Below are 23,464 nucleotides of genomic sequence, written 5' to 3' on the forward strand. Positions count from 1 at the left end.
GGTTCGGGTCGAATGACCCACTGTGTAAACACAGACACTTTGCATAAATACTAATCCACACCTGATTTCTTTCAGATGACCTGTGCAAGCAAGCCAGGTTCTAGTGGATTCACGCAAATCCGCCAGGGTGACAGCCGTCAGCCCTCACTTGCCAACTCCCCCTCAAGCCACTCGATCAGTGCGCTCACTTCAGCGCGATCTGCTGCGTGCGAATTTCTGAAAACCGATATCGCTTCAGGCAAGGGAACACTTTGCGCGCAAGGCCTCACCAAAGCCCCACGCTCAATCAGCCTTGCGGCGGTGCGGCGCCATCCCAGTGCAATTCCGTGCCCCTCCACCGCCGCCTGAAGCATCAAGGGGTAGCTGTCAAATACAGTGCCTTGAAGATCAACAGCCGGTATCTGTCCAAACGCTTTTAGCCAACCCTCCCACTGCATCCAGTGAGGCGGCGTAGTGCGATAGTGCAAAAGCGTGTGGCGAGCAAGCTCACTGACCTGCATGGGCGCTTGGACATTGAGGTATTGCGGACTGCACACCGGAAACACCTCATCGCTAGCGGTAAAGACCAGAACATGCGCACCACTGGGGCGCCCGGTGCTTTGCAAGGCCACGTCAAAATGCTCATTGAATTCAGTCAGCGGCCGGGTTGAAGTGGCCACCTGGATTTCGATCTCCGGGTATTGCTGGTGGAATGACGAAAGGCGCGGCATCAGCCAGTAGAACGCCTCGCACAATTGGCACAGCAGAACGACACGGTTCTTGCCAGGCGCCTGGCGAAGGGTCTCGGCGACATCGCTGATACTGCGCAAGGCGCTGCTCACCACACGCCCTAGCTCGCGTCCTTCTTGGGTGAGAAACACTGCGCGGTTGCGCCGACTGAAGAGCTTTAGCCCAAGATTCTCTTCAAGTCCCCGTATCTGCCGACTGATCGCCGCTTGGGTAATGTGCAGCTCCTCGGCGGCCTTCGAAAAACTCTCCAGCCGCGCCGCCGCTTCAAAAGGCAATAAACTGGCGAGCGGCGGTAAAGACTTTCCAAGCGTATTCATAATCACCGGTAATGCATCCGTGGCCGAGAACTCGTTTGTAGCATAGCCCTGACGCTACGCAACATGAGCTGAATATCTCATGGATAGACCGATGCTCAGGAATGACTCAAACACCACCGCAGGCGTGGCCCTCGCCGTCGTCGCCACTCTGAGTTGGGCCTTGAATTTCGTAGCGCCCTACGTCACCGGTGCCTATTCGATCTACGACTTGATGATCGTTCGGTTTCTGATCGCCGGGACGCTGGGTATGGGCGTCATGGTGTTCTATCGAGCTCGACTTCGACGCCTGAGCCGCGAACAGCAGCTTCTTGGCGCAAGCCTGGGAATTATCGGGTACCTCGGCTATAGCACTTGCATTGCCGCCGGAGTGATTTACGGAGGGCCGGTACTGACCCCTGCACTTATTGGCATGGTGCCGCTTCTGCAGGCCGTGCTCGGCAACGCCACGAGCAGAACCCTCGAATGGCGCAAGCTCGTGATACCACTGGCGTTGATGACAGGCGGGCTGTTGCTGTTGAACGTCGGCAGTCTCAATCACCTCCCAACTGGCGACAGTGCCTGGCGCAAGGGGCTGTTCTTTTCAATCAGCGCAGTGATCCTCTGGCTCGTATTCGCCGCGTTGAATCAAAGGGGCCTGGAAAAACTTGCCGTCAACGCATCAGGGGCCTGGACCGGCTTGATGATGGCAGGCGCCGGGCTGGGCACCTTGATCGCCTTACCCGCCGTACTGGTGCTTGATCTTCTGAAACTGCCAAGTCTGGGCTTCAGTGTTTCCGTGGCTGGGCCGTTGTATGCCTGGGGGCTCTTTATCGCGCTGATGTCATCGGTCGTCGGGGCCTGGGCGTGGAATGCCGCGTCCCGTCGCCTGCCCATGGTGCTTAGCGGGCAACTGATATCCCTGGAGTCACTCTTCGCGACGATACTGGGCCTGATGTTTCATCAGCGACTGCCCACTCTTTGGGAAACCTCAGGGCTAGCCGGTGTTCTTGTCGGCGTGGTTGTGGCCGTTCGTATCATCCTGACATCCAGCGAATCGACCGACCGCGCCCGACAGGAGGAGAACATCGCCAGGCGCACCCGGTGATGCATCTTTCACTGATCATCGTTTCGCGCCAGACTCATTCGATTCCCTGACCGCAAGGATAGCCAGCATGATCTCTCACGTTTTCCTAGGCATAGGCGATTTCGACCGCGCGTTCGCTTTCCATTCAAAGATAATGGCCGGGCTGGGCCTTACGTTGAAGTTCTGCGACGCCACTAAAGGCTGGGCCGGTTGGGTTTGCGAGGGCTCGCCTCGGCCGATCTTCGTGATTGGAAAACCATTTGACGGCAACCCAAGCGCGCCCGGTAACGGTCAGATGGTGGCGCTGCTGGCACCCAGCCGGGAGCTTGTCGCACGCAGCCACGCAATGGCGCTGGCCCTGGGAGGAACGTGTGAGGGAGCACCTGGATTGAGGCCCCATTACCACCCCGACTATTACGGCGCCTATTTTCGAGACCTCGACGGCAACAAGCTGTGTGTCTGCTGCCATGATCCGCTGGGTTAGACGTCCACGGCTTTGCGAGGATTGCCTTCTACCGGCTGACACAAATTGGCCGCAAGTGCTTCCAGCAAGGCACTGACCTTGGGAAGCTTCTCACGGCTTTTCTGCCAGGCAAGGTTGATCACCATTCCGTCGGTTGCCAGATGGGCAAGCACCTCAATCAACGTGCCCTCCTCAAGCTGCCGCTGGATCAACCATGAAGGTAACTGTGCAATCCCGCACCCGGCCGATACCGCAGCAACCAGCCCTTCACCGTCCCCCACGACCAACGCTGGCGACACCTGCTTTCTTACCGTCTCGCCGGGACGCTCACCGGCAAAATTCCACGGACTGAGCTTGCCGTCCGGCCAGCCATAGGCGATGCACTGGTGATGTTCCAGATCGCGATCGGTCATGGGGATGCCATGCTTGGCCAAGTACATGGGTGAAGCACAGAAGACATGCCACTCACGACCCAGGTAACGATGCCCCAGCGCGTCTGGCCAAACCTGTGAGCCGCCAATGGTGACGACGATATCCACGCCTTCCTGGAGAGGGTCGATGAAACGATCCGTGAACGAGATGTGCGGCACCAGACGCGGATAGTCCTGGATACACCGCAAGATGATGGGCATCACTTGCGAACGACCAAAGGCTGCCGGAAGGTCAAGCCGGACCCTGCCCTGTGGCTCGGCGTCTTCAGCACGCAGAGACAGCTCGGCCTCTTCAAGGTCTGCAAGCACCCCCGTGCAGGTGCGATAGAACGCCGTCCCAGCGTCCGTCAGCGATACCCGCCGGGTGGTGCGATCGAACAATCGAGCCCCAAGGCGGCTCTCCAGACGGGCGACGCTTTTGCTGATGGCCGAGCCCGTGAGGCTCATCCGCTCTGCGGCGACCTTGAAGCTGCCGGATTCGGCGACGCAGACAAAGACATCGATCCCCTTCAATCGCTCGGAGGAAAACATTAGGCGTCCTGTTATTGATGAATTGAGTTCAACCTGCAATGGAAAATCCATCATAAATCAGAACTGGATTCCTCAGTAAACTTGCCGCGAGCGTATTGCGCCACGCTGCGCCCCTGGCAATGATCGATTGAACAAAGAGGCAAGGATGCTCGCTACCCTTAGAAACTACCCCACGACCGTCAACCTGCTGCTTTGCGCATCTTCGATACTGACGTTGGGCCGAGCGATCACGCTGCCCTATCTGGTTATCTATCTGTCCGAAAACTTCGCCATGGGTGTGGCGGATATCGGAGTGGTCATCGGCAGCACACTGATCATTGGATCGCTATTGAGCCTCTATGGCGGTTTCCTCGTGGACAGGCTCTCCAGCTACCGACTCATTCTGGGGTTCAGTGGGTTGTTCAGCCTGGGGTTCCTTGGGGCAGTCGTGACGCGCGAACTCTGGCTTTTTTTCATCTGCCTGGTGCTGATCAATCTGGCATATGCCGTCATCGATATTGCGGTCAAGGCGGGATTTGGCAGCTTGCTCCCCGCCGCCGAACGCAGCGAAGTGTTCTCGATCAAATATACGCTGACCAACATCGGCTATGCCGTCGGACCGTTTCTCGGGGCGGGAATTGCCAAGCTAGGGATCAGCTTGCCCTTTCTATTGTCTGCCGGGCTCGGTGCCGGCTTCTTTCTCATTTACTTCGTTTGGGGCGACAGACATTCCGCCCCCGTCGACGCAGGCCAGGCGCCTGTGCCTTTCCTGGCGGTGGGCAAGGTTCTGCTTCACGACTACCGGCTGGTATGTTTCACCCTTGGCGGCCTGCTCAGCGCCGTGGTCTTCGGCCAGTTCACCGCCTATCTCTCGCAGTATCTGGTGGTGACCACCACGCCGGAGAACACCTACCGAATCATCAGCGCTATCGTCACGACCAATGCGCTGATGGTGATCAGCTTGCAATATTCCATCGGCAAGAAAATATCCCATCGGCATCTGAATCTTTGGCTGCTGGCCGGGCTGGGAATGTTCCTCATGGGCCTGGCCGGTTTCGCCCTGTCCAACTCGGTGATGTTCTGGGTGATGTCCATGGCTATATTCACTGTCGGGGAAATAATCGTATTCCCCGCGGAATACATGTTCATCGACAACATCGCGCCCAACCATCTGCGCGGCATGTACTACGCCGCGCAGAACCTCGGCAACCTGGGGGCCGCAGCCGGGCCGTTGCTCTGCGGCGTGGTCCTGGCCACGCAACCGTCCCACAGCATTTTCTACATGCTCGCGCTCTTTATTATCGCGGGAGGAGCCTTTTATATATTGGGCGCTTCCCGCTGGCTCAACCACGGCCGACAAAAATCGTGAAAAGCCTCTGCCATCTCACCCAGCGAACAAAAAAGCTGTCTTTGGAAAACGCCTTGAACGGCCCGTACGCCTCAGTCAAAACTGCCAGGCGGGAGGCGACCGACCTCAGGTCTTGCGAACAGGTATCCCTGCATCAGATCGATACCCAGCTCCAGAAGCGCGGCGCTTTCCCCTCGCGTCTCAATGCCCTCGGCTATGACGGTAATGCCCAGGCGTTTGGCGACCAGGACGATACCCTCGACAATCGCTTGCTTGACGGTGTCTTGATCAATCGTGCGGGTCAACGCCATATCAATCTTCAGCACTTGCGGCTGAAACATGGCCAGCAGATTGAGCCCTGAGTAACCGGAGCCGAAATCGTCAATGGCGGTGGTGAAACCCTGGCGCTCGTACTCCACGAAAATCGACTTGAGGTGCTCAGGATCTACCACCTTCTCGCCTTCCGTTACTTCGAACATGAGCCGGTTTGGCGGGAAGTTTGTATTACGTGCGGCTTCCAGGGTTGCCCGGATACAGGTCTCGGGCCTGTACACGGCATTGGGCAGGAAATTGATGCTGAGCAGGCAATCGGCAATGTCCAGAATGCCCAGCCGGGCGGCTTCCTCGATCGCCTTCACGCGACACGCCTGGTCGAACCGGTAGCGGTTACCGTCATTGACCAGTCCAAGAATGTAGCCTGCCGATTCGCCATTGACGCCCCGCACCAACGCCTCATAAGCGAACGCGGTGCGCGTTCGTACATTGAAGATGGGTTGAAAGGCCATTGTGAAGTCGAACCCCAGCGCCTCATGGTTGCGGCATTCGGCGCAACCGAGGGATTTGAAGGCTGGATCGGAGGAGTCTTGGGTCATGATCAATATTCCGTTGCTTAACGGGGCATCCCCTGCACATGCAAGGAACTGTAGTCGACACCGTTTGAATCGGCACAGTCCGAGCTTTCTGGAGGACGTTTGAGTCCATGATTACCGACGGGACTCCTCCAGCCCGCTAGCCAGGCTTTATCGCCACGGGCATCGCGATACGCGTGCAGGCGTAAAGCAATATTCCGACAACCATCAAGGCTGCACCGCGAAGCCAGGTTTCCAGGCTTTGCTGACTGAGCAATATCAAACACGAAACGATAGCCAGAACGGGCACCCAGGTAGGCACCCGAAAATGCGCTTCCTCAACCGTGTCACGCCTTAACACCAATACCGCCAGATTTGTGCTGAGGAATACGAAAAGCAACAGCAGAACAACTGTCTGGGCCAATGCAGCAAGGGTGCCGGTCAGTGTCAACGCAATAGATACAAGGGTCGTGGCGATGATAGCGACCCAAGGCGTACGTCTGTTGGGCAGTACCTGCGCCAAGGCCTCCGGCAACAGCCCCAGACACGCCATTCCATAGGCGAGTCGACTGGCCATGATCAGAGTCAGCAACGCTCCGTTGGCCACGGCAATGAGCGCGATAAAGGCAAACACGCGAGGTGGAATGTTCAATCCCGATGCCCGGACGACTTCCAGCAACGGAGCCGACGTTGCTACCAGTTGCTCCATCGGCAGCACTGAAGAGGCTGCGACACCAACGGCCATGTAGACGACCCCGGCGGTCAACAATGCCGCAAATAAGGCGCGCGGATAGACCTTTCGAACATCACGTATTTCCTCAGCCAGATTGGCGGATGTTTCAAAGCCGACAAACGAATAGAAGGCCAGCAATGCCGCCCCCAACACCGCCAGCATCGGACTGACCCCCGGCTTGAATTGCAACGCGGCTTCCAGGTGAGCATCACCGGAACGGAAAAACCAGGCGGCGGCCACAACGACCAGAATCAGGCCTGACAGCTCTATGAGCGTCATCACTAGATTCGCCCCCAGAGATTCTTTTATTCCCCTGGCATTCAAGAGCGCTATGACCACCAGAAACACCAGGGCCGCGACGTGCGGTGAGACCTGAACAAATGCGCCCAGATAATCACCCGCGAAAGCCAGCGAAAGACCGGCAGCGCTTGTGACAGCCGCAGCCAGCATGCAGAACCCGACCAAAAACGAAATAAGCGGTGACTTGAATGCCTTCTCGGCATACACCGACGCCGCTCCCGCATGGGGGTATTTGGTGACCAGCTCCGCATACGAACCGGCCGTCAGCATTGCGAAGAATAATGCGACCAGCAACGGCACCCAGATCGCGCCGCCCACCTCCCCCGCGATCGTGCCGGCGAGCGCATAAACACCGGCGCCGAGTACATCGCCAAGAATGAAAAGAAACAGCATCGGTCCTGTCACCGCCCGGCGCAAGGAGGTCCGGGATTTAGGGGGCGTTACTTTCATATTCTGGCTCTGCTTCAAACATGCACGTGTTAGGTACCTCGCGTTGCGCCAGGCAGTGGTATGACTCTCTGAGTAGTGGAAGTATTTGCCCAGTGAAAGTTCAGAAATGTTCCCCATCATCGCGCCGTCCGGGTCAATCGTCAGAGTCATTTACTGGCCCTTGGTAGGACCGTTGGTCGAAAGCAAAATCGGGCACACAGGCCAGTCCAGCAATCGTGATCTAGTATCAACGCAGGTTCGGCTGGAGAAGCCCCAATGTCGTTGGCTGAAGAACGCAAACCTGAACGCCGCAAGGAAACCCGGCTGTTCCTCTTCCTTGTCGTGTTCCTCTTTCCGCTGCTGTCGGTCGCCATCGTCGGCGGCTACGGTTTCCTCGTCTGGTTTTTCCAGATGCTGTATGGCCCTCCTGGCCCACCCCACTGACCGGTGGCTTTTTCTTGAGGCTATTGGAGCCCGTTCATGGACGAAACCCTGCATATCGCCAGTCTTGTCGTACTTGCCCGACCGGAGATGTTCGACGCGGTCAAGGCCAACCTGCGCCTGCTCGATGGCCTGGAGCTGCATCAGGAAAGTGCCGCCGGAAAACTGGTGGTAGTGCTTGAAGCCGTGCATGAAGACCAGATCCTGCAATGCATCGACCAGATCAACAACCTGCCCGGCGTACTCAACGCGGCGTTGATCTATCACGAACTCCTCGAGCCCGAAGGAGACATCGAATGAGCATGACCCGCCGTGCATTCGTCAAGACCCAGGCCGCCGCCATTGCAGCCGCCGCTGCGGGCCTGCCGATCGTAACCTCTGCCAGCAACCTGGTGACCGAAGCGGACATGGTCACCCTGGACTGGAACAAGGCGCCTTGCCGGTTCTGTGGCACCGGGTGCAGCGTGATGGTCGCGACCCGGGATAACCGGGTGGTCGCCACCCATGGCGACGTGAAGGCCGAAGTCAATCGTGGGCTCAACTGCGTGAAAGGCTATTTTCTTTCAAAGATCATGTATGGCGTCGATCGCCTGACCCAGCCGCTGTTGCGCATGAAGAACGGTCAATACGACAAGCAGGGCGAATTCCAGCCGGTCAGTTGGGAGCAAGCCTTCGACATCATGGAGCTGAAGTTCAAGCAGGCCCTGAAAAGCAAGGGGCCGGAATCGGTCGGTATGTTCGGCTCCGGACAGTGGACGGTCTGGGAAGGCTACGCCGCCAACAAACTGATGAAGGCCGGCTTTCGCACCAACAACATCGACCCCAACGCCCGCCATTGCATGGCCTCGGCGGTGATGGGTTTCATGCGCACCTTTGGCGCCGATGAACCCATGGGTTGTTATGACGACATCGAAGCCACCGATGCCTTCGTGCTCTGGGGCTCGAACATGGCCGAGATGCACCCGGTGCTCTGGAGCCGGGTCACCGATCGCCGCCTGAGCCAGCCCCATGTGAAAGTGGCGGTGCTGTCCACCTTCGAACATCGCAGTTTCGAGTTGGCCGACATCCCCATGGTGTTCAAGCCGCAAACCGACCTGCTGATTCTTAACTACATCGCCAACCACATCATTGAAAGCGGCGCGGTGAACCAGGATTTCATCAGCAAGCACACTCGCTTTGCCCGGGGTGCCGACGACATCGGCTACGGCCTGCGTCCTGACGACCCACGGGAAACCAGCGCGAAGAATGCCGGCAAGGCCAACACCTGGACGGATATTGACTTCGAGGCGTACGCCGCCTTCGTCAAGCCTTACACGCTGGAGCGAACCGCCAGGGAGACGGGGGTTGCACCTGAGCGACTGAAAAGCCTGGCGCAGTTGTATGCCGACCCCAAGCGTAAGGTCGTGTCGTTCTGGACCATGGGGTTCAACCAGCACACGCGTGGCGTCTGGGCCAACAACCTGATCTACAACATCCACCTGCTTACCGGCAAGATCAGTGAGCCGGGCAATAGCCCGTTCTCGTTGACCGGTCAACCGTCGGCCTGTGGCACGGCACGTGAAGTGGGGACTTTTTCCCACCGACTACCGGCCGACCTGGTGGTCACCAATCCCAAGCATCGCGCCACCGCCGAGAAAATCTGGAAGCTGCCCGCCGGCACCATCCAGGAAAAGCCCGGCTTCCACGCGGTGGAACAGAGCCGCATGCTCAAGGACGGTGTGCTCAACGTGTGCTGGACCCAGGCCAGCAACAACATGCAGGCCGGACCGAACATCATGCAGGAAGTCCTGCCGGGTTGGCGCAACCCGGACAATTTCATGATTGTCTCCGACGTCTACCCCACCGTTTCCGCCCAGGCCGCCGACCTGATTCTGCCCAGCGCCATGTGGGTGGAGAAGGAAGGCGCCTTCGGTAACGCTGAACGACGCACGCAATTCTGGCATCAGTTGGTGACGGCACCGGGAGACGCCCGGTCGGACCTGTGGCAGTTGATGGAATTTTCCAAGCGCTTCACCACCGATGAAACCTGGCCCGCCGAATTGCTCGCCAAGGCACCTGAGCTCAAGGGCAAGACCCTCTTCGAGGTGCTGTTCAAAAATGGCCAGGTGGACCAGTTCCCCGTCGAGCAGTTGGAAGCCGGCTACAAAAACGATGAAGCCAAGGCCTTTGGGTTTTACCCGCAGAAGGGGCTGTTCGAGGAGTACGCCCAATTCGGTCGCGGCCATGGACATGACCTTGCCGCATTTGACCGTTACCACAGTGAACGGGGCCTGCGCTGGCCGGTGGTGGATGGCAAGGAAACCCGCTGGCGTTATCGCGAGGGGCTGGACCCCTATGTGGAGAAAGGCAGCGAGGTGCAGTTCTATGGCTATCCGGACAAGAAGGCGATCATTTTCGCCCTCCCCTACGAACCGCCGGCCGAGGCACCGGATGCGGACTACCCGTTCTGGCTGAGCACCGGGCGCGTTCTTGAACACTGGCACACGGGCAGCATGACCCAGCGAGTCGAAGAACTCTACAAAGCCGTGCCGGATGCGCTGGTGTACATGCATCCCGAGGATGCCAAGGCCTTGAAAGCACGGCGCGGCAGTGAAGTGAAGCTGATCAGCCGACGCGGTGAGATCCGTGCGCGCATCGAAACCCGCGGGCGCAACAAGCCGCCTCAAGGATTGGTATTCGTGCCGTTTTTCGACGCCAACAAGCTGATCAACAAGGTCACGCTCGATGCCACCGACCCGATCTCCAAGCAAACCGACTACAAAAAGTGCGCGATACGCATCGAGTTGGTCAGCGTGGCCTGAGGAGAACCCTGATGCTTTTTCGAATGCTGCCCTTGTTTCTGCTTGCCGCGATTGGCGTGGTGATCGCGGCTGAAATCAACTACCCGCTCGACGCGCCAGCTCCGGATGGGCGTCGCCCCGGCGGCACTCTATCCCAGAACATGCCCGCCCCGCCCATTACCGATGAAGAAAACAAAGACCTCAAACGCGAGCGTAATTACCCGGATCAGCCGCCGACCATTCCCCACACCATCCGTGGCTATCAGGTCGACGCGAACGGCAACAAGTGCCTGTCCTGTCACAGCCGTGCCAACAGCGCACGGACCCAGGCAACGATGATCAGCATCACCCACTACATGGACCGCGATGGCCAAGCGCTGGCGGCCGTCTCACCACGTCGGTACTTCTGCAACCAGTGCCATGTACCGCAGGCGGACGTGAAGCCTTTGGTGGGAAACAATTTCGAGACAATCGACAAACTGCTGCAAGACAACGCCAACGCCACGAAGAAACCTTGAGGAGGCAACATGAAAGCACTGTTCGCCTTGCTCAAGGACTACTGGGGCGTCCTGCGTCGTCCGAGCCTGTATTACAGCCTGGGTTTCCTGACGCTTGGGGGCTTTATCGCCGGTATCGTTTTCTGGGGCGGCTTCAACACTGCACTGGAGGCGACCAATACCGAGACGTTCTGCGTGTCCTGCCATGAAATGCGTGACAACGTGTTTGTCGAGCTCAAGGACACGATCCACTACACCAACCGCTCCGGCGTACGCGCCAGTTGTCCGGACTGTCACGTGCCACACGAGTGGACCCATAAGATCGCGCGCAAGATGCAGGCCTCCAAGGAGGTCTGGGGCAAGATTTTCGGTACCATCGACACCCGCGACAAATTCCTCGCCCTGCGACGTGAACTGGCCGAGCACGAATGGGCCCGACTCAAGGCCAACGACTCGCGAGAATGCCGCAATTGTCACAACTTCGAATTCATGGACTTCACCCGGCAAAGCAAGCGCGCCTCGAGCATGCACTCGACCTCACTGGCCAATGGCGAGGCAACCTGCATCGATTGCCACAAGGGCATCGCTCACAAGTTGCCTGATATGAGCGGCGTCAAAGGCTGGTGAGGAGGTTCGGGCCGCCCATACGCATCAACCTACCCAGCCGATGGCCGTTTTCGGGATGACCTCGGACTCATCGAGTTTGGAGGCAAACATGCTCACCGCTTCGAGTGCGTCACTGGTACCGGTTCTGATCTGCAGAATAACCGATCCGGCCTGATCGGCCAGGGTTACGCCACGCAGGGCGCCCTCCTGGGTCACCGTCATGCTGGCGACGGCGTCACGGGTTTCAGACAGAATCAGGCCGATCATCTCGGCAATCTCGGCCGTCGAACGGCTGGTGCGCCCGGCCAGTTGCCGGACTTCATCGGCGACCACCGCAAACCCTCTCCCTTGATCGCCGGCCCGCGCCGCTTCGATGGCCGCGTTAAGGGCAAGCAGGTTGGTCTGGTCGGCGATGCCGCGAATGGTATTGACGATGGCCGTGATCTCTTCAGAACGCGCGCCCAACTGGCCGACCAATCGTGCAGAGGCCCCGATATTGTCAGCGATCTGGCGCATTTCCTTGGCCGTCTGCTGAATCACTTGCGAGCCCTGTTCAGCGACTTTCTCGGTCTCGGCAGAGATGTGGTAGGCACGGGAAGCGCCGCGCGAATCCTCTTCGAATTTCTCGACTCGTTCGCTGATGTCACTGGCGAACTTGATGATTTTGCTCAGCTTGCCTTCGGCATCGTAGACCGGGTTGTAACTGGCCTCCAACCAGACAACCTTGCCGTGCTTGCCCAGACGTTTGAATTGACCACTGAAAAATTCACCGCTATTGAGGCGACGCCAGAAATCGCTGTATTCGGAGCTGCTCACCAGCTCCTGCTCGCAGAACAGCCGGTGGTGCTTGCCTTTGAGTTCCGCCAGCGAGTAATTCATGACACTGAGGAAGTTGTCGTTAGCGGTCAGGATGTTGCCGTTCAGATCGAATTCGATCACCGCCATAGCGCGATCGAGTGCGGCCAGCTTGCCTTGGGTTTGCGCCTCGTTTGCTACCCGCGCGGTGACGTCGAGTGCATATTTGACCACTTTTACAACGCGGCCTTGTTCGTCCACTACCGGGTTATAGCTGGCCTCCAGCCAGACATTCCCACCCTTGCCATTGACTCGCTGAAAAGTGCCGGACACGAATTGACCGGACCGCAGGCGGTCCCAGAACTGACGATACTCGGCGCTGCTGACCAGCGCGGGCGTGCAGAAATCCCGATGAGACATACCGGCCAGTTGATCTGCCCGATGCCCCATCGTATGCAAGAAATTCTCATTGGTGCGCAGTACCTTGCCATCTGGGCTGAACTCCACAACGGCCATCGACCGCTCCAGAGCACCCACCAATCCTTTGTACGTTGCCAATTCGGCTGTCCTAGCCATCAATTCACTTTTCAGCGTTGAATTAAACATGACGTACCCTCGGCGAACCCACAAATCGATCGGACCTTATTGAGGGTATCGGCGAGTTGGCTGAAGGCTAAATACGGCGTGAAAGATTATGTTTTGACGCCAGATAAACGGCAGAAAAACCGTTTTGACTTGTCTCCATCGGATCGTGGAAATGGCCAGACCAGGCAAGCCGCATTGGCCTGCCTGGTCTGGCCCTTCGGTTGCCAGCGGACCGTCAGTCAGCCCTCCCCGACCGGCTGCAACACGCCGGCGGCCTCAGGCTTTTTTGCGAACAGCCTTTGTGGCAACAGGAAGTACGCCAGTGCAGGCAACAGGATCAGCGCGCCGAGCATGTTCACCAGGAACATGAAGGCCAGCAGGATGCCCATGTCGGCCTGGAACTTGATCGGCGAGAAAGCCCAGGTCGCCACGGCGATAGCCAGGGTGACGCCGGTCAGCAGAACCACCTTGCCGGTGAACAGCAGCGCGCGGTAATAGGCCTCGGACAGCGTGGCGCCGGCGCGCATGTGGGTCAGGATCACGCTCAGCACATACAGCGCGTAGTCGACCCCAATGCCCACCCCGAGGGCGATCACCGGCAAAGTCGCCACCTTCACGCCCATGCCCAGACCCACCATCAGCGCCTCGCAGAGGATCGAGGTGAGCATCAGCGGCAGCACCGCGGCGAGTACCGCGCGCCAGGAACGGAAGGTCACCCAGCAAAGCAGGATCACGGCACCGTAGACCCAGAACAGCATCTCGCGCATGGCCTTCTTTACCACAATGTTGGTCGCCGCCTCGATGCCGGCGCTCCCCGCAGCGAGCATGAACTTCACGTCCGGCAGTTGCTGCTGGGCGATAAAGGCTTCGCTGGTCTGCACCACCCGCTCCAGAGTGTCAGCCTTGTGGTCGGCCAGGTAGACGTAAAGCGAGAGCAGCGAACAGCCCTGGTTGAACAGCTCACGCGGCGCACGGGTCTGTACCGCGCCGAGGGCCCCGTCATTGGGAATCAACTCGTACCATTTGAAGTTGCCCTCGTTATACCCGGCGGCGGCGATCTTGCTCAGGGCCGCCATGGAGTTGGTCGACTCGACTCCCGGCAATTGCTCCAGTTGCCAGGCCAAAGCATCCACCGCCGCCAGGGTCGGATAGCGGGTGCACTGGTCTTCCGGGGTTTTGACCATGACCACGAAAATGTCCGAACTGGCCGCGTAGTTCTGCGTCATGAAAGCCGCATCGCGGTTGTAGCGCGAGTCTGGACGCAGCTCCGGAGCGCCTGGGTCCAGATCGCCGATTTTCAGGTGCAGGCTGACGGCGAAACCGCCGACCGCCAGCGCCAGGCCCACCAGGCAAGCGCCGTAAGCCCAGGAGCGCCGGGTGAACAGGTCGAGGAAACTCCAGAGCGGATGCTTGACGTTTGCTTTCAACTCAGCGGTTTCGGCCCGCAAGCTGCGCTCGGCCGCCTTGGCGCCGACACCGATATAGCTGAGCAGAATCGGCAGCAGGATCAGGTTGGTGAAGATCAGCACCGCCACGCCGATGCTGGCGGTAATCGCCAGGTCCTGGATCACGCGGATCTTGATCACCATCAGCACCGCAAACCCCACCGCATCACAAAGCAACGCGGTCATGCCGGCGGCAAACAAGCGGCGGAAGGTATAACGCGCGGCGACCACCCGGTGCGTGCCACGACCGATGTCCTGCATGATGCCGTTCATCTTCTGCGCGCCGTGGCTCATGCCGATGGCGAACACCAGAAAAGGCACCAGCGCCGAATAGGGGTCCAGGTCGTAACCAAGGCTGGCAAGCAGCCCGACCTGCCAGAGCACCGCCACCAGGGAGCAGAGCACCACCAGCGCGGTGCTGCGGGCACAACGGGTGTACCAGTAGAGCACCACGACCGTCACCAGCACGGCAACCACGAAAAACAGCATGACCTGGACCAGTCCGGCAATCAGGTCGCCGATGATCTTGGTGAACCCAGTGATGTGGATCTGGATTCGATCGCTCTGGTATTTGTCGCGCAAAGCTTCCAGCTGCCGGGAAAATTCGCCGGCATCCAGCGCCTTGCCGGTCACGGGATTGATTTCCAGCAGCGGCACGAATATCACGCTGGACTGAAAGTTACCCGCCACCAGTTGGCCGATCTCGCCGGAGCGGGCAACGTTGGTGCGCACCTGCTCCAGACTGGCGGCGGACCCGTCATAGGTGTCCGGGATCACCGTGCCGCCGTCAAGCCCCTCCTCTGTCACGGCCGTCCAGCGCGTGGTCGGCGTCCAGAGCGACTTCATATAAGGCTTGTCGACACCCGGCAGCAAATAGATCTCGTCGTTGAGCCTGGCGAGAACGTCGAGGTAATCCTTGTCGAAGATGTTGCCGTCCTTGACCGCCACGGCAATGCGCACTGAGTTACCCAGGCCGCTCAATTCGCTGCGTCGCTCAAGGAAATTGGCGACGTAAGGGTGCGACGTCGGAATGGTTTTTTCGAAACTGGCATTGAGACCGATCTTGCTGGCCTGGTAACCCAGCACCAGGGTGGTCAGCAGGCAGAGCAGAATCACCCAGGGGCGATGATTGAAAATCGCCCGCTCGCCCATGTTTCCGGAACGCGGATCGAAATCCTCCAGACGGGCGATTACCACTTGCTGTTCGAGGGCGGGATTATGGTCGTTCACATCGGACTCCGAATACGGCCGCATAGGGCTCTGGCAAGTGTTTCAACGTTGCGCCGAGTAAAGGTCATGCTTGAGGCGGGTCACGCCACTGAGGCCGACACCAATCAAGCTGCCGTCCGGGGCGGCCACCAGCCCGGCGAGCGAGGTGCCGGTCGGTCCTTTCAAGTGCCGCAAGCTGCGGCCTCGATCGAGGCTGAGCAGCAGATCGCCGGCCTGGCTGGCCAGGATCAACGCGCCATCAGGCGAGCGAGTGCCGGCCGACAAGGCCACTTCCAGCCCCGTCTCGATCCGCCGCCAACTGACACCCTGGTCGCCCGACCAATAAGCATTGCCGCGCAGACCGAAGGCCAGCAACTCCCCGGCCGAACTGCCCTGCACACCGAAAAAACTGCCGTCATAGGGTGAATCGAGGGCCTCGAAGCGGCTCCCGTTGTCAGTTGAACGCAGCAGCAGACCGCGTTCGCCGACGATGAACAGCGCACTGCCCGCCGGGCGAATGCCGTACAGGTTGAGGCCCTCGGGGTTATCCACCTGCTGCATCCACGGCTGCCAACTGTCGCCACCGTCAGCGGTACGCAGAATCAGGCCATAGGCGCCGACCACATAGCCGTTGCGACGGTCGCTGAAATACAGGTCGAGAAACGGCTTGTCCGGGCCATCGGCGACCAGCCACTCGGCATCCTTGAGCCGCTTGGCGTCGTTGCCTTGTTGAGCCGAAACCAGCGCCAGGTGCGCCGCTGCGACACCATCGAGTTGCTTGACCCAGGTTTCGCCACCGTCGGTGCTGTGAAGAATCACGCCCAGATGACCGACAGCCCAGCCCCGTTCGGCATCCACGAACTGCACCGCCGTCAGGCTGACACTGACCGGCACGCGGGCCTGGCGCCAACTCTGGCCCGAGTCATCAGAGAGCAGCACGATGCCGCGTTCGCCGACCGCCACCAGCCGATCGCCCGCCCGGGTTACCGCCAGCAGTACCGCACGGGGTGCCTTGGCACTTTGCAAGGCCGGCTGGTTGAGTAGTGCTATGCCCGGGCTGGCCGTCGCCCAGCCTGACACTGATAACGCAGCCAGCAGCAAGGCCACCGGTAGCGCCCGCATGAGTGAAAAATTACCGATCATGTCCGCTCCAACCGCCGCATAAGAATTATCCAACCGCTGATCGCACAAGGCGCCGATGCCTGGGCTCCGGCGCCTTGCACTTGCTTAGCGCATACTGTCGCTGGCCATGGCGTCAGGGGTGAAGAACGCGGACGGCGGACGCGGATAGCTCTGGTACTGCACATCCAGGTCGTTGGCCGAGGAGTTCAGGAAGTAGGCGCCGGTCTCCAGGTTGTAGCTGCCCCACATCATCTGAGCGGTCAGCGCGGGCATTTCAGGCGCCAGCAACGTCAGCGAATAGTTATGCCGCCCCAACTTGCCTTGGGCGTCATAGCCGTCGAGCAGCAGCACTTGCCAGGAGTCCTCGTCCACGTAATAGGTGCGCTTGGGCACCACATGACGTTTGCCATCCTTGAGTGTCGCGCTCACGACCCACACCCGATGCTTCTCCCACCGCACCAGATCCGGGTTGAGGAAACCTGGCTTGAGCAACTCGTCGCTGCTCGCTGCTGCCGCGCGGTTGTTGTTGTAGGGCACCAGCAACTCTTTCTTGCCAACCAGCTTGAGGTCGTGGCGGTCGGTCGGACCGAAGATCATGAAGGCCTCGTCGAAGAAACCGACGCCCGAGGTGACGAAGTCCGGCGTATCGTAGGCAACGTTCGGCGCACGACGCACCCGGCGCTGGCCGACCAGGTACTGCCAGGCGGCACGTTTGCCGGGGTCCATGTCCCAGTGGGTCATCAGGCCCTCGCCGGCCTTGGAGGACGGTTGCTCCGTGGCCAGTTTGCCGATCAGAAACTTGCCCGCGAAGGTCTCCAGGCTGCCTTCCTTGAAATAGTAGGGTTGCTGGTACCAGAAACGCGCGCGGGTGGCCTGGATTTTCTTGCCGCCTGCGGTCATCAGCCAGGTGTCAAAAGGTGAATAGAAGGTGTCTCCTCCCTGCCAGGACAGGCGGTAGTTCCACAGCACCTCGGCGCCGTTTTGCGGCAATGGAAATGGGATCCCGCCATAGGCGCCGCTGACCTTTTCGGTGGCCACCTCAAGGTTCGCGCGGGTAGCGTTTTTCAGGGTGTTGTCATACACCCACTGAGGCGACGCGGCACTGCGCCGGGTGGGATAGACGTCCAGACGGTAAGCGGGATACTTCTGCAACAGGGCTTTGGTGCCTTCGGCCAATTGGTCGGCGTACTGCGCCATGTTGGACGCGCTGACCGAGTACACCGGCTTGTCGGCGGCGAACGGATCAGCGCGTTTATCGCCATTCTTGTAGCCGGCCGGTGCTGTGGTGTAGCCACCTGTCCATTCCGGAATGCTGCCGTCTTTGTTGCCGGCGCGCTCGGCGCCAAGGGGGGTGAGGTCCGAGTTCAGGCGTGCGGCCTGCTCCGGGGAAACGGCCGCGTGCACCAGGCCGGCACTGAGCAAGGCAATGGCCAAGGCCGAAATACGCAAGGAAAGGTTACTGTGCATAACGAATGAAACCTCTTATTAGAATGTGGTTTTCACGTACATGGAGACAAAGTCACGGTCGGCCAGCGATTGCCCGTAGCTGAAGTTGCCGTCCTCGCGCAGCCCCGCCTCTTTCTTGCCGAAGAAGTTCACGTAGTTGATGCCGAAGTCCCAGCGTTGCAGGTAAGTGGCTTTGACACCGACACTCCAGTCGCCTGCGTGGGTATTGCCGAACCCGGCCTTGCTGACCGCTGAGGAGCGCCCATCGAGGACCACGCCAAAACCCATCGGTACGCTCAGGTCGAGACCATCGGCCACCTGGAAATAAGCCGGTTCGGCCAGCACGCGCAGCGCCGTGGCGTCCCGGGTGGTGTTGGCGTCCAATGCCGCGCGGTTGTCGGTGACGCTGAGGGTGCGGTTCCAGGCCAGTTCGGCGAGCACCGAACCCCCATCCCACAGCGGGCCGGGCGACAGCAGATAGATGGTCGAGAGGTTGACGTGGGCGGTCTTGCCCTTGGCGTAGAGCGCATCGCCGTTGTTGTCCGCCGCCATGGCAGGTGTCACCACCTGCAGGTTGCTCACCAGCGGTGCGTCCCAGCGCACCGAGGTTTCGCCGGCGAAATTGAACGGGCCATAAGCGGTGGAGAAGCTGGCGCCGAGGGTTTTGATGTCTTCGGCGTAAACCTGGCGATAGGAACCCAGGATCGGCAGCCCGGTGGCCGCGGCCGCTGCACCGTCCAGATAGGCATAGAGCGCGCTCGGCGCCTTGTCGTGATACTTGGCGGCGTAGAAGCCCAGTTCCAGTTCGGTGCCTTCGGGCTTGTAGCGCAGTTGCATGCCGCCTTGGCCGGAGTTCCTGGCCTCGATATCGGAGGCATGCACGGTGGTGTTGCCAAACACCTGGGTCCAGTCGCCGGAACCTTCGCCGATGCCATCGTTGTCACTCAGGTAGCTGCCCGCCCCCGGCAGGTTGGAACGCTCCCATTCGAACTGATAGTAGGCACCCACAGACAACTGCGGGTTGATCTGCAACTGCCCGGACACCTGATTGACCGGACGCAGGATTTCCTTGAACTGGGTGCCGGGTACGCTGAGCAGCTTGACGATATCGCTCGGCCCCTGGGCATTGGCAATGCCGTTGCCCCCATAGAACAGGCTTTCGCCATAAATCAGGCTATGCCGGCCCAGTCGCACGGTGCCCTGGCTCGACTCGCCGACATCACCCCGCACAAACACGAAGGCATCGAGCAATTCGGCGTCGCGCCCGTGCAGTTCGCGGGTATCGTCGAGAAAGTGCCGCTGCTCGCTGCTGTCGGTGTTCTTGTTGTAAATATCGTCGTACCAGGCCGCGCCGCTGAGGCGCAGGCCATAGTTTTCCCGGCTCAGGTCCATCTCACTGAACAGGTCCAGGCGGTTGGAGACCAGGCCGCTGCTGAAGTTCTTGTCGCCCTGACTCTGGATCGAGGGGTACAGCCCCCCCGCCGTCGGCGCGTTGACCAGATTGTCGTCGGCCCCTTGCAGACGCCACGCCTGGCTGTACTTGAGGGTGTTATCCCAGCGCAGGCGCCATTGACTGTCGCCCAGGTCTATTTGCGCAGCCTGGGGCTGGGAGGCCCAACCGGCCAGGCAGACCGAGAGTGCCAGGGCTGAACGCTTGAAGCCTGGATAGCATCGAGAGTTGTGCATGGTGTTCCTCATTGTTCTTGTTGTTGGAAACATGTTTTTTGAACTGGCCGTTCGCTCGTAGTCGGCCGGTGGTCACTCGCCCAGGGCTCCTCGTTCAGATGTAGGTGGACGCCAGGCCACCATCGACCGGCAGATTGACGCCATTGATCCAGCGCGATTCGTCGGCACACAGAAAGGCGATGGCAGCCGCCACTTCATCGGCGTAGGCCGGGCGCTTCATACGATGAGCGTCAGCCTCGACGCGCTCTTGACCGAGCATGCTGACGAAATCACCCAGGATGGGCGTGAACACCGGGCCCGGCGCCACGCAGTTCATGCGCACAGAGGTCTGCAGGAACCAGGGTTGGGACTGCTGGTAATTCCAGACGATCAAGGCCTCTTTGAAATACTGGTAGCAGCTCTCCTGAGGCACCGGATGCTCGGCCAGCCAGGCCTGGCCATGGGCAAAGCTTTGGGTACCGGCCAGGGCCTTGTGCAGGTCCAGGCGCTGCGGCCATTGCGCACCAAGAATCGAGGCGACGTTGACGATGCTGCCTCCGGCTGCGATGCGCGGTAGCACTGCCCCACAGAGATGGCGCACCCCCAGGTAATTGACCTGGGCAACCGCTTGCGGATCGGCGGTACCGGGGACTCCTGCAATGTTGCACAGGCCGTCGAGCGCCTGCGGCAACTGCTGCACGGCCGCATCGATGACATCCGGGTGGCTGAGATCAGCCTGGATGAAATCGTCCAGGCTCAGGTTGGGCTCATTGCGATCCATGCCGATGACGATGGCCCCGTGGGCACGCAGGATCCTCGCGGTTTCGGCGCCGATGCCCGAGGAAACCCCGGTCACGACTATCCTCTTGTTGGTCAACTTCATACGGGCTTCCCGATTCTTGCTTGTACTGCCTGCTCGAAGGCGGCGACAGCCAAGCCATATTGTTATTGCCGAATTAGTTAATCTCGGTAACTAGTTGTAGCAAGCGATATGCCATCTCTGAGTAATCGCAAGGCAACCGCTCAAGCACGCGGCATCCAGCGCAAACAGAGGCACGTGGGTATCTTGAGGGGGGATTCAGGCGGGTGAAAAAAGTGATGATTTCAGCAATTTCATGCTGCACTATGCGGATTATGATTATCCCGTTTAAGGATTTGTGATGGCGAACAAGCTGATTTCCCTGGCCGAACTCTCTCGCGCAACGCCAAACAAACCCGTGCGGGGTGCCAGCGAGCAGTTGCCACCAGGGGCGCCGCCTACCCTGCAGGACCTGACTGAATGTCTGATGTTCAGCCCGGGCGACGGTCGCATCTGGTTGAACGGCGCGCGCATGCTGCTGATCCACAACAGCGGCATCGGCGCGCTACGCCGAGAGCTGATTGAAAGCATGGGCCTGGCCCGCGCCCGAGGCATCATGTTGCGCACCGGTTACCATTGCGGCGCCCGGGACGCCGCCCTGATCAAGGAGCGCTTCCCCGAGGCCGACATCCTGGCGCTGTTCGCCGCCGGCCCGATCATTCATGCGATCGAAGGCGCGGTGAAGGTCGAGCCGGTGCATTTCGAATTCGACATGAACCTGGGCACCTATTACGGCGAATTCCTCTGGCATCACTCCAGCGAGGACGATGAGCACATCGCCCAATACGGCATCGGCACCGAACCGGCCTGCTGGATGCAGACCGGCTATGCCACCGGGTACACCTCGGCAATGGTCGGCCGGCTGATTCTCTACCGCGAGGTCGAATGCCGCTCCACCGGTTCCAGCATTTGCCGGCTGATAGGAAAACCCGCGGAGGAATGGGACGACGCCGAAGCGGACCTGGCCGACCTGAACGCCGAACCTTTTGTCAGCACCGGCGGGCGCAGCGTGACAGCCCATAGCCGCAGCGATAAAGGCGCCCTGCCGACGAGCTTGCTGGTTGATCCAACACCGGCACAAGACAGCGACATGGTGGGGATTTCCTCGGCCTTCAACGCCGCCTGCCACATGTTGCGACGGGTCGCGCCGACCCAGGCAACGGTGCTGTTCACTGGCGAGTCCGGCGTCGGCAAGGAAATGTTTGCGCGGATGCTGCACCGCATCAGCCCGCGCCACGATGAACCCTTCGTCGCCATAAACTGCGCTGCCATCCCGGAAAACCTGATGGAGTCGGAGCTGTTCGGCGTCGAGCGCGGTGCCTACACCGGTGCCACTCAATCGCGCGCCGGGCGCTTCGAGCGTGCCGATGGCGGCACCCTGTTCCTTGACGAGATCGCCACCCTCAGCCTGGTGGCCCAGGGCAAGCTGCTGCGCGCCTTGCAGGAGGGCGAAGTCGAGCGAGTCGGTGGCAGCCGCACGTTGAAAGTCGATGTACGGGTGGTCGCCGCGACCAACGTCGACCTTCGCGCCGCCGCGCAACGTGGCGAGTTCCGTGAAGACCTGTTCTTTCGCTTGAATGTATTTCCGATCCACCTGCCGCCGCTGCGCGAACGCAAGGAAGACATCCCGCTGCTGATGACCCACTTCCTGCATCGTTTCACCCAGCGCCATGGTCGGCAGATCAGCGGCTTCACGCCGCGCACGGCCGATACGCTGCTGGCCTATGACTTCCCGGGCAATATCCGCGAGTTACAGAACCTGGTGGAGCGCGGCGTGATCAGCGCCCCGGACGGCGGCGCCATCGACCTGGCGCACTTGTTTACCAGCGGTGAACGCCTGGCCCAGCCCATGTTCTCCATCGGCACCCGTGGCCAACTGGCTGCGAGCCCCAACGACCCGCCGCCGGCCCGCCATGCAACGAGCGCCGCAGCCAGTACCGGCAGTGGTGCGAGTCTGGAGCTGTTCGGCGGCAAGGACCCGAGCCGGCTGTCGTTGCAAGAGATCGAGGACACCATCATTGACCACTGCCTGGGCGAAGTGAAAGGCAACGTCTCTGAAGCGGCCCGCCGTCTGGGCCTGACCCGTGCTCAGTTGTCCTATCGCCTGTCGCGACGCTCGGCCAGCGAATAGGCGCGCCTCATGGCGTAGATGGTCGATGGATAAAGCAGCGGCCGAACAGGCCCAAGGTCACCTCGACCCGCTGCTCGATCTGCTCGTCGGACCAGGCCTGTTGGACCCCAAGGGTGAACAGCTTGAGCGGCTGGGAAATCAACAGCGAGTCGATCAGCTCCACCGCTGACTCGACATCTTCGTGTGCCAACAATCCCTTGCCGGCGGCCTTGCCCAGCCAGCCGCGCAACAAGCTCAGGCAGCGCCCGGCACCTTCCTGATACCAGATCCTGGCAAGGCCCGGCGCCGTTTCGCGTCCCTGGGCAGCCAACAGGTAGAGCCCCAGCGCCAACGGCGACAGGGTCAGGCGCGCCCATAACGTCAGGTACATGCGCAACTCGCTGAGCAGGTCCTCGGCGCAGTCGATGCCGCTTTCCAACAGCAGTTCAAGGGTGGACAAGTCCCTGGCCACCAGTTGCGAGAGCAACGCTTCCTTGCTCGCCACCAGCAGGTACAAGGTCTTCTTGGAGATCCCGGCGGCGCGGGCGATGGCATCCATGGTGACGTTGGCAAAATTGCCGCTGCCAAGCGCCTGCGCCGCCGCATCCAACAGTGAGGTCATCTGCTCCTGACGGCTGCGTACCGGCGGACGACCGCGCCGGGTGGGCAGCTCAGTGGTTCCAGGCATTACGGGTCCTGTTGAACGGCATGATGCGCGTGTCCTGATGGTGGT

20 protein-coding genes and 1 pseudogene are annotated in these 23,464 nt (G+C 60.2%); 9 read left to right on the forward strand and 12 right to left on the reverse strand.

From position 1 onward, the window contains the following. Window positions 1–137: 137 nt before the first annotated feature. On the reverse strand, window positions 138–1,046 hold the full coding sequence (locus tag MKS85_RS03140) for a LysR substrate-binding domain-containing protein (RefSeq protein ID WP_076386626.1): 909 nt from the start codon (window positions 1,044–1,046) through the stop codon (window positions 138–140). A 91-nt stretch (window positions 1,047–1,137) separates the two neighbouring features. Between MKS85_RS03140 and MKS85_RS03145 the strand changes: the two genes are divergently transcribed. Then, window positions 1,138–2,130 (forward strand): DMT family transporter, encoded by a 993-nt coding sequence (locus tag MKS85_RS03145; protein WP_076384294.1) that lies wholly within the window; start codon window positions 1,138–1,140, stop codon window positions 2,128–2,130. A gap of 67 nt (window positions 2,131–2,197) precedes the next feature. Beyond that, window positions 2,198–2,593, forward strand: a complete 396-nt coding sequence (locus MKS85_RS03150; protein WP_076384292.1) for a VOC family protein — start codon at window positions 2,198–2,200, stop codon at window positions 2,591–2,593. Here MKS85_RS03150 and MKS85_RS03155 read toward each other — a convergent pair. Further along, window positions 2,590–3,534: a LysR family transcriptional regulator gene (locus tag MKS85_RS03155; RefSeq protein ID WP_188250889.1), complete on the reverse strand. Its 945-nt coding sequence runs from the start codon at window positions 3,532–3,534 to the stop codon at window positions 2,590–2,592. The two genes, MKS85_RS03150 and MKS85_RS03155, sit on opposite strands and share 4 nt — an antisense overlap. 145 nt (window positions 3,535–3,679) lie before the next feature. Between MKS85_RS03155 and MKS85_RS03160 the strand changes: the two genes are divergently transcribed. Next, the gene (locus MKS85_RS03160) at window positions 3,680–4,882 is read left to right on the forward strand and encodes an MFS transporter (RefSeq protein WP_107322800.1); all 1,203 of its coding nucleotides are present in this window, start codon (window positions 3,680–3,682) and stop codon (window positions 4,880–4,882) included. Window positions 4,883–4,953: 71 nt separating this feature from the next. Here the strand turns inward: MKS85_RS03160 and MKS85_RS03165 are convergent, their stop codons facing one another. Beyond that, a complete protein-coding gene (locus MKS85_RS03165) occupies window positions 4,954–5,733 on the reverse strand; it encodes an EAL domain-containing protein (RefSeq protein ID WP_047225635.1) in 780 nt (259 codons plus the stop codon). 136 nt (window positions 5,734–5,869) lie between these two features. After that, window positions 5,870–7,192 carry an APC family permease gene (locus tag MKS85_RS03170; protein ID WP_139050065.1) on the reverse strand — a complete coding sequence of 441 codons (1,323 nt, stop codon included), beginning with the start codon at window positions 7,190–7,192 and terminating at the stop codon, window positions 5,870–5,872. A 255-nt stretch (window positions 7,193–7,447) separates the two neighbouring features. Here MKS85_RS03170 and napE point away from each other — a divergent pair, with 255 nt between their 5' ends. The 5 genes from napE to MKS85_RS03195 are packed head-to-tail and all read left to right on the forward strand — an operon-like array spanning window position 7,448 to window position 11,516. Then, a complete protein-coding gene (gene napE / locus MKS85_RS03175) occupies window positions 7,448–7,615 on the forward strand; it encodes a periplasmic nitrate reductase, NapE protein (protein WP_047225634.1) in 168 nt (55 codons plus the stop codon). A 36-nt stretch (window positions 7,616–7,651) separates the two neighbouring features. Beyond that, window positions 7,652–7,912, forward strand: a complete 261-nt coding sequence (locus MKS85_RS03180; protein WP_160892162.1) for a chaperone NapD — start codon at window positions 7,652–7,654, stop codon at window positions 7,910–7,912. Continuing rightward, entirely contained in the window at window positions 7,909–10,413 is a 2,505-nt protein-coding gene (gene napA, locus MKS85_RS03185) for a nitrate reductase catalytic subunit NapA (RefSeq protein WP_139049864.1), read from the forward strand. Before MKS85_RS03180 ends, napA begins: the two co-directional genes overlap by 4 nt. A gap of 11 nt (window positions 10,414–10,424) precedes the next feature. Next, window positions 10,425–10,910, forward strand: coding sequence for a nitrate reductase cytochrome c-type subunit (locus MKS85_RS03190; RefSeq protein WP_047225631.1), 486 nt, complete (start codon window positions 10,425–10,427; stop codon window positions 10,908–10,910). Window positions 10,911–10,919: 9 nt separating this feature from the next. After that, window positions 10,920–11,516 carry a cytochrome c3 family protein gene (locus MKS85_RS03195; RefSeq protein ID WP_013692861.1) on the forward strand — a complete coding sequence of 199 codons (597 nt, stop codon included), beginning with the start codon at window positions 10,920–10,922 and terminating at the stop codon, window positions 11,514–11,516. Between the two features lie 24 nt (window positions 11,517–11,540). On the opposite strand, the gene MKS85_RS28870 is transcribed toward MKS85_RS03195, so the two are convergent. The 7 genes and pseudogenes from MKS85_RS28870 to MKS85_RS03225 form a co-directional block, all read right to left on the reverse strand. Beyond that, window positions 11,541–12,035, reverse strand: coding sequence for a methyl-accepting chemotaxis protein (locus MKS85_RS28870; RefSeq protein ID WP_370695198.1), 495 nt, complete (start codon window positions 12,033–12,035; stop codon window positions 11,541–11,543). 93 nt (window positions 12,036–12,128) lie between these two features. Then, window positions 12,129–12,896: pseudogene (locus tag MKS85_RS28875) on the reverse strand (PAS domain-containing protein); the annotation flags it as partial. A gap of 218 nt (window positions 12,897–13,114) precedes the next feature. Beyond that, on the reverse strand, window positions 13,115–15,472 hold the full coding sequence (locus MKS85_RS03205) for an RND family transporter (RefSeq protein WP_231990622.1): 2,358 nt from the start codon (window positions 15,470–15,472) through the stop codon (window positions 13,115–13,117). 120 nt (window positions 15,473–15,592) lie between these two features. Then, a complete protein-coding gene (locus MKS85_RS03210) occupies window positions 15,593–16,672 on the reverse strand; it encodes a YCF48-related protein (protein WP_076384274.1) in 1,080 nt (359 codons plus the stop codon). An 84-nt stretch (window positions 16,673–16,756) separates the two neighbouring features. Further along, complete coding sequence (locus tag MKS85_RS03215; protein WP_288911687.1) at window positions 16,757–18,118, reverse strand: DUF1329 domain-containing protein; 1,362 nt, start codon at window positions 18,116–18,118, stop codon at window positions 16,757–16,759. A gap of 18 nt (window positions 18,119–18,136) precedes the next feature. Beyond that, complete coding sequence (locus MKS85_RS03220; protein ID WP_076384270.1) at window positions 18,137–19,783, reverse strand: DUF1302 domain-containing protein; 1,647 nt, start codon at window positions 19,781–19,783, stop codon at window positions 18,137–18,139. A gap of 94 nt (window positions 19,784–19,877) precedes the next feature. Continuing rightward, window positions 19,878–20,645: a coniferyl-alcohol dehydrogenase gene (locus MKS85_RS03225; protein WP_310662686.1), complete on the reverse strand. Its 768-nt coding sequence runs from the start codon at window positions 20,643–20,645 to the stop codon at window positions 19,878–19,880. 277 nt (window positions 20,646–20,922) lie between these two features. On the opposite strand from MKS85_RS03225, the gene MKS85_RS03230 reads away from it, so the two are divergent. Then, window positions 20,923–22,752 carry a sigma-54-dependent Fis family transcriptional regulator gene (locus tag MKS85_RS03230; RefSeq protein WP_047225625.1) on the forward strand — a complete coding sequence of 610 codons (1,830 nt, stop codon included), beginning with the start codon at window positions 20,923–20,925 and terminating at the stop codon, window positions 22,750–22,752. A gap of 7 nt (window positions 22,753–22,759) precedes the next feature. On the opposite strand, the gene MKS85_RS03235 is transcribed toward MKS85_RS03230, so the two are convergent. Continuing rightward, a complete protein-coding gene (locus tag MKS85_RS03235) occupies window positions 22,760–23,419 on the reverse strand; it encodes a TetR/AcrR family transcriptional regulator (RefSeq protein WP_310662687.1) in 660 nt (219 codons plus the stop codon). Window positions 23,420–23,464: the final 45 nt, after the last annotated feature.

Origin of the sequence: Pseudomonas sp. JL2 (genome assembly GCF_031570495.1) — a bacterium.
Taxonomy (GTDB): Bacteria; Pseudomonadota; Gammaproteobacteria; order Pseudomonadales; family Pseudomonadaceae; genus Aquipseudomonas; species Aquipseudomonas rhizophila.